At 37.5% G+C, this 6,990-nt stretch carries 3 protein-coding genes; all 3 read right to left on the reverse strand.

The window, feature by feature from the left end; genetic code table 11:
• On the reverse strand, positions 1-4,724 hold a 4,724-nt coding region (locus tag H8698_RS12975), incomplete at its 3' end, for an RHS repeat domain-containing protein (protein ID WP_249313874.1).
• A 647-nt stretch (positions 4,725-5,371) separates the two neighbouring features.
• Positions 5,372-6,712 (reverse strand): S-layer homology domain-containing protein, encoded by a 1,341-nt coding sequence (locus tag H8698_RS12980; protein ID WP_249313875.1) that lies wholly within the window; start codon positions 6,710-6,712, stop codon positions 5,372-5,374.
• 11 nt (positions 6,713-6,723) lie between these two features.
• On the reverse strand, positions 6,724-6,990 hold a 267-nt coding region (locus H8698_RS12985), incomplete at its 5' end, for an S-layer homology domain-containing protein (RefSeq protein ID WP_249313876.1).

The following is a 6,990-nucleotide window of genomic DNA, read 5'->3' on the forward strand; positions in this document are numbered from 1 at the left end:
AAGGTGGGCTCGCCTTGAAGATTATACTCAAATGTCTGATACTTTCCGCTCGAACCATAAGATACTTTGCTGAGCAACCCCTGCTCGTTCTCATACTCATATTGCGTGGTCAGTCCGTTACTTGCTGCCGAGATCATCCTATTGGCTGCATCATAGGTGTATGTGGTTTCTGTTCCAGAGTAATCCGTAACCTTGCTTATATTGCGCCTTGCGTCGTATTCATATGTGATTGTTTTGTTATCCGGCGTGGTTTTTGTCTTTAATAAATTGTTGCCCGTGTAGGTGTAAGATGTAACGCTGCCCCCGTCGTTTATCTGCGCATAATTCGCCCAGTCGTCATAGGTGTAGTTTATCGTCTTATCACCAATAATTTTAGAACTGAGCCAGCCGGATTGATATGCATAATTATCTTCTACATAATCATACTCATACGTTGTAATGACGTTATTTTTATCCTTTGTTTTTCCCAACCGTTCGTCAACATTGTAATACGAATAATAGTCGCTGTTGCCCAGCGCGTCTGTTTCTTTTATCAGCCTGCTTAAGGTATCATATTCATACTGCGTTACGCTTCCACCAGGCGTTGTCATCTTGGTCGTGTTGCCCAGAGAATCGTATTCATAAAGCGTATTCTGCAAAAGCGCATCTGTTACTTTCGTCATTTGTCCTAAATCGTTATAGGTATATCGTGTTACATTTCCTTTCGGGTCTGTTACAGTGCTAACATTGCCCATGTAATCGTAGGAGGTTAACGTTTCGCGATACAGTTTCGATATGATATAGTTTTTTTCGCTAACAACTCTTCCTGCAACATCGGTCGTGACGGATTGATATAGGGACTTTGAATTATTTGAACCATAATACTGGGATGTGGTAAGGCTAAAATCATCATAAGAAATGCTCTGCTCGTTGATTTCAGTATCGTCTTCACCCATTATTGCAGTATATGCCGGCCTGTCAAAACTGTCATATGCATAAACAGTCTTATTGTTCTCGGCGTCATAAACCTCGCTTACATTATGCCCGTCATATACGAACCGCGCCAGCGTCTTTTCTCCGCCGCTGCCGGTATATTCCTCACTGCGTTTCGTTACTCTGCCCAAATCGTCGTAATATTCGATAAACGAATAGTTTAGGGGAAAAATGGGGTCACTATGGCCGGTTATTTTTCTGCACTTATATTCCGTTTCTCTTTTATTTACACCGTCCTGCCCTAATGTGTAGGTATATTCCTTTACAATAAAATCCGGTGTTTGTTCGCTTGCAATCCAACCATTTGCAAGATATGTATACTCATACCAACGATCCCATAATTGATGATCTTTTAACAAACGCCCGTGTTTATCGTAATAATATTCGTGCACATTGCTGGAACGTGACGTTTTTTCAAAATCACTGTTATGCGAGACAACATTATTAATTGATTTTCTTGTAATGTATGCATTTCTGCCCTCTGCATTGTAGGAGTTATATTCATAGGATATATTTTGAAGCTCTTTTTCTGTTTGAGCAGGCCGGACTTCTTTTAAAATTTCTCCAACGATATTTCCAGGATAAGTTGTATCGTAGGTATATTCTGTTGTCAGCGTTCTATCGTCATAGAGTGTACTGGTGCTAATGATTTTCTTTTTATCCGAGGACAGCGTATTATTCGTTATTAATGCATTTGCCGTTCCTGCAAATTGGGTAACTTTTGTTGGTATATAATAGGTTGAGTTTGTATATTCATAAGTGGTTCTGTTCCCCAGCCTGTCTGTAGTGCTTAACGGCACATCATGTTTCTCTACATATGTACGGCCTTCCGTATACATTTGGCTAACGGTGCTTCCCTTTGCAATGCTGTAAGCCATGCCTGTTTGCTGGTTATAGTCATTATACGTGTAGTCTGTCTTTCTGTTATAGGTGACCTTTGTGCTGTCCGTCAGTGTCACCTTTTCAAAACCTCCGGCAAAATCTAACGCAGTCCCTATGCTGGAATCATTTGCGCAAAGAGCGATATACATGGTATCCAATCCCATAATAACGTTTGCTGTTTTTGTTGGAAAAAGCCGCTCGGCATACTGAATAGCCGTGTTAGGACTAGACATGGATACCTTATTTATTTTTGTGTAAACATTGTTATCTTTCACCAAATAATACAGATGACTATACATATCAGGGTAGATCCGTCCACCAGACGGCAGACCGGAGAGTGTGCACAGACTCTGAATGGTACCCTGTTCGTAATTTACCATATATAACTGCGTATCCGTATATACAAATCCCTGTTCGTTAATACCAACGCCTTTTGTAACTTCCGGAAGGCTGGCAAAGGTTTTAGAAACTGCTGTTCCGCCAAGCGGTGTATATTTAATGATAGATGAACCCGTTCTAAAATAGTGGCTGCCTCCCAATGAATAAAGATAAAAAGTGGATTTATTTGTCCAAACGGACGATACGGTAATGTCACTCCAACAGGATTGAGCTGAAACAGGATTCGGATTGAAGATGATAGATTGCAGACCGTTTGAACCAATTTGGTCAAAAGAAAATACATTGCCGCTGTAATAAAATCTTGCAAAATCTATCGTATCCGCCGCGTGAGTATCGGCGTACTTTTCCCATGAATCCGAAACTATATCATACTTATAGACACTGATTGTTCCTCCGGATAAATTTGTATTGCTTCCAAATAAATAAATCGCATTGCCTGCTGTTTTTACCGCTTTCAAAAACATTCGTTCATCAATTGAACTTAAAAAATGTGTGTTCCCGTCTAAGTCTGTTTTATACACTAACGTGCGGAATTCATCACCGTCTAAAACGGACGGTGCTACAATTCTGTAAAGCTCGTTATTAACCGATACATTCCATTTTGTATCACCGCCGCTTCCGGCATATGAGACAAGTTTTTCATTTTTATCATAGGTTTGTTCCTTAATCATGTTGTGATTTCGGTCAAAGGTATAAACTGTTTCATAGTTCGGATATTTGACAATGGTATGATACTGCATGTCCACATTTATTGACTTTGACGTTGTTGAATCAACGATATATCCATACGGGTAACCGCTATAATCATTTTCATATTGATAAGAAATGGAATGTCCCGATGAATCTGTCTTTTTGCTTAGTTTATACATTAGATACCAGTTTTGACGGTAAATCCCCGCCGGCTGATAAATCCGCCTGGCAGTTGTATACTCATAATTGCTGTATCCTCCGGTAGGATAATTTACTTTGGTCAGCAGAATATATGCCCCGGAATGTACGATAGATTTATCGCCGATTTCATTCGAAATTTGCGTATACGTTTGATTTTCATTATATTCATAACTTGTTACAAAATTGGAGGCATCCTCCACAGATGTAAGCGTATACACCTTTCCCTTTGATGTTTCCTTAGTATCAAGATTTAACTTTGATAAAACGTTTCCTTCATATTGAAATGTAATGGAATTAATCCGTTTGCCTGAAAAGGATGATTTATGACCATACTCTACATTAATTTCACGGCCCGTACTGTCTGTTATCCTTTTTAGAGCCCTAAGTGTTCTGGAGTAATAATTTACTTTAAACAAATAATTAAAAAATGAACCACTATGATATTCAATATCGCCATATTCAAAATGAATTGTGTTGCCAAAAACATCTTTAATGCTGACAATATTTCCATATTCCTTATCAAACCTTTCTTCACGTCCGTTTGAATAGGTTAACACATATTGGTTGTTTGCGGCATCTTCTGTCAGAACCATATCTTCTAATTGATAGTTTAAAATATGGGTACCAGATAGCTCATATGAGCTACCGTTTGCCAAGCTTAGGCTAAATTTTTTTCTGTATCCGTTTCCGTGTTCTTCATTGGCAATATTAAGATTAGAAAAATTAAAAATCCAGCCAGCAGCAAATTGTCTGTAATTCATTTTATCTAAATTTTTACCCAGTTCATATTCGTCAATTGTTGCAACCGCGTCTGAAGAATTATAACGAATGGATACATCTAAATCAAGGCCGTTTCTTCCGGGAAATGAAAACAAAGATTTTGTATACATTAAATCGCCTGTTTGTAGGGAAACGGAATCATCGTTACCATTGTTAAAATACATTGGGGAAGCTACAGGATCAACTTTATAAATCGAGTCTTCATCCACACTTGCAACGGCTGAAGAAGACGCAGCTAATTCTCCCAACATTTCGTCCGAGAACAACATTTCATCATTGTTTTTAATATAGTTCTCTTCCTCTAAGTTGTCTGCAATGGCGTCTGTGCTGTTTTCACTTTGTGCTGGCAAAAAGGAATAGTTGTTGTTCACGATGTCGACCATACTTTGATTGTCCAACGGGTTGCCATAACGATTGATAATATCCTGATTGTAAAGTGCTTCTGCGCTTACCTCAGGTTCTATTTCTTCGTTAAGCTCATCTTCTAATTCTTTCTGTTCATAATTTTCCTCTAAAGCACTATCTGCTGCCAACTCTTCTTTTTCAGCAGGATAGCGGCTTTCTAAGTCATCTGAATCCTTTAATCGTTCTTCATCATTTTCCGGCACTTCTGTTTCCTCATCCTTAAGATCCTCCGGACCTAATTCTCCGCCTGGTTCTTCCTCAGGAACAAATTCCGGCTGTTCCTGGCTGATACCAGACGTTGCTTCCTCCTGCACCTTTGACTCTGCAAACACATTTAAGCTCAGCAAAAATGTGCTTGCCAAAAGCACTGACAATAATCTCTTCGTCATTTTCATAATAACCCTCCATTTTGTGAATTTATAATTTTAGCTTACAAAAAAGGACGCAAAAATAACTGCGGCCTTTTTAAATGCGCTTATATAATCACCTTTTGCACCAGAACATCCCCAAATTCTGACACGCATTTCGTTTCCTAATATGTACTTATTTGTAATAATTATACATATTTTAGATGGATTTGTCAACAGAATTTGGGATATTTGTAAAATTGAATTATGGCTATTCTATAACATAACGACAAAAAGCCCCAAAATACGCAAAATAACGCATTTCGAGGCCTTAAAGCTTGGTGCGCCTGATAGGATTTGAACCTACGGCACCCGGCGTCGGAGAGCAAATTTTGATATTTTTAGAAATGCCTCTATATAGCCTAAAAACCGCTTTGTTAAGCGATTTCTGGTTGTTTTAAAACAAACAGTGATATACAATAATAAGCCATAAAAAATCAGTCATTTGGTCAGTCAATCAGTCAAAAATCAGTCAAAAATAATTTCGAGTACATACAATACCAAATTAGATTTTATCAACTTAATAAAAATTCTTACACGTATTTTATTGAACTTATAAAGTTTAATTTTTATATATTAATCTGCATTATTATTCATAATCGTAAAAAATAGGGTAGTCAAATGACTACCCTAAATTATTTTTCATATACCTCAATCTGTTTAATCAGTTTATAAATCATCTGACACATCTGCGCTCTATTCAAAGATTCATCAGGACAAAATTTATCTTTCTCAATCCCATTGATAATTCCTAAAGAATAACATATCTGAATTTCGTTATAGAATTTATCATTATCTGCAATGTCTTTAAAAGGCATTTTTGTTAGAGAAGGATTAATCATGTCTTTTGATTTACAAACTAACTGAATAAAATTCCATATTGCATTACAAAATTCACCTCTTGTTAAGGCTTCATCTGGACAGAAATAATTATCGTGTTTCTCACTAATAAGTAATTTTGAAGAACAATATCTCACCGCGTTGTAAAACCAATGTTCCGGCATTACATCACTATATGTAACAAGAGTATAAGGATCTTCAAATATCTCACCATTAGCCTCAGTAAATTTAATTGCTAACTTATATAATGTTTGACAAATCTGTGCTCGCGTTAAGACACCTTCAGGATTAAAATGCGTAGCATCAATACCATTAATAATACCAGCCCCATAACAACGCCGAATTGCCTTACTGCCCCAATGTTCGTCTGCAACATCAGTAAAGGGGAATACGGGAGAGTTCTTTTCATCTAACAACAAAATAGCATATGTTAATGTGTCATATTTTGAGCTACAAATGCCATTTTCTCCATAAGTTGTTCCCCAAGAATTCATGTAATACCATTTCTTTTCGTCCCAACCTATAATCGGAACAGCGTGATATGCGCCACACATGCGAAAGTTTCCAAATACCGGAATTTGATATTTTAAAATAGCACGTTTTATCTCTTCCGTACGTTTTTCTTTATCTGCTGAACAAAAGCCAATATATGTTTTAATTTTTGTTGCGGAAGCAACTTCGTCAAGTTTGTCTAAATCTGGATGATTTTGAACAAAATCATAAGCAAGAGGCACTTCATAAAGTTCTGGCATCATTTCATTTGGAACAGAACCTAAGAAACAAGCTCGTTTTACTAAACTAAAAGGATATAAACCTTCCATTCTTCTTTCTGTACTAGCACGATGCCTTCCATATGCATATGTAGTAGAGAATTGTATCCATTCTCCTGTTTCTAGATACCATAATATTTGTAAAATTCCAGTTAAGGCAAAACAAGTACATTGTCCTGTAGTCTTTTGATTCCTACAATCTGGGATTCTATCTTTTGGAAGTCTAAAAGACTTTGGAATTTCTAAATCATCCGATTTACACACTGCTCCATATTCATATAATAAAGCACTCGGCTTTTCATATAATGAACCTGCCGAGTGCCTCATCTGTATTTTTTTTAAAGCAAATTTTAATTTAGATAGCATAGTTGTCCCCCTCACTTTCCTGTAATATACCGCACAACGTTCCGTGCAATGATAGCCGCCTGTGCTCGCGTTACCGGCTTATCCGGCTCAAAATGGGTTTCATCCACCCCGTTCATAATCCCCATTTCAAACACTTCCCGAATTTGCTTCTCCGCATAATGCCCGCTGATGTCTGTAAATTTACATTCTGCCATTTTTATTTCCTCCCTTATCAACTGTTTAAACTTTTCCCACAGCGCCCAGTTATTTGCGCTCATTGAGGCCGGACAGTTCTTTCT

Origin of the sequence: Congzhengia minquanensis, assembly GCF_014384785.1 — a bacterium.
Lineage (GTDB): Bacteria > Bacillota > Clostridia > UBA1381 > UBA9506 > Congzhengia > Congzhengia minquanensis.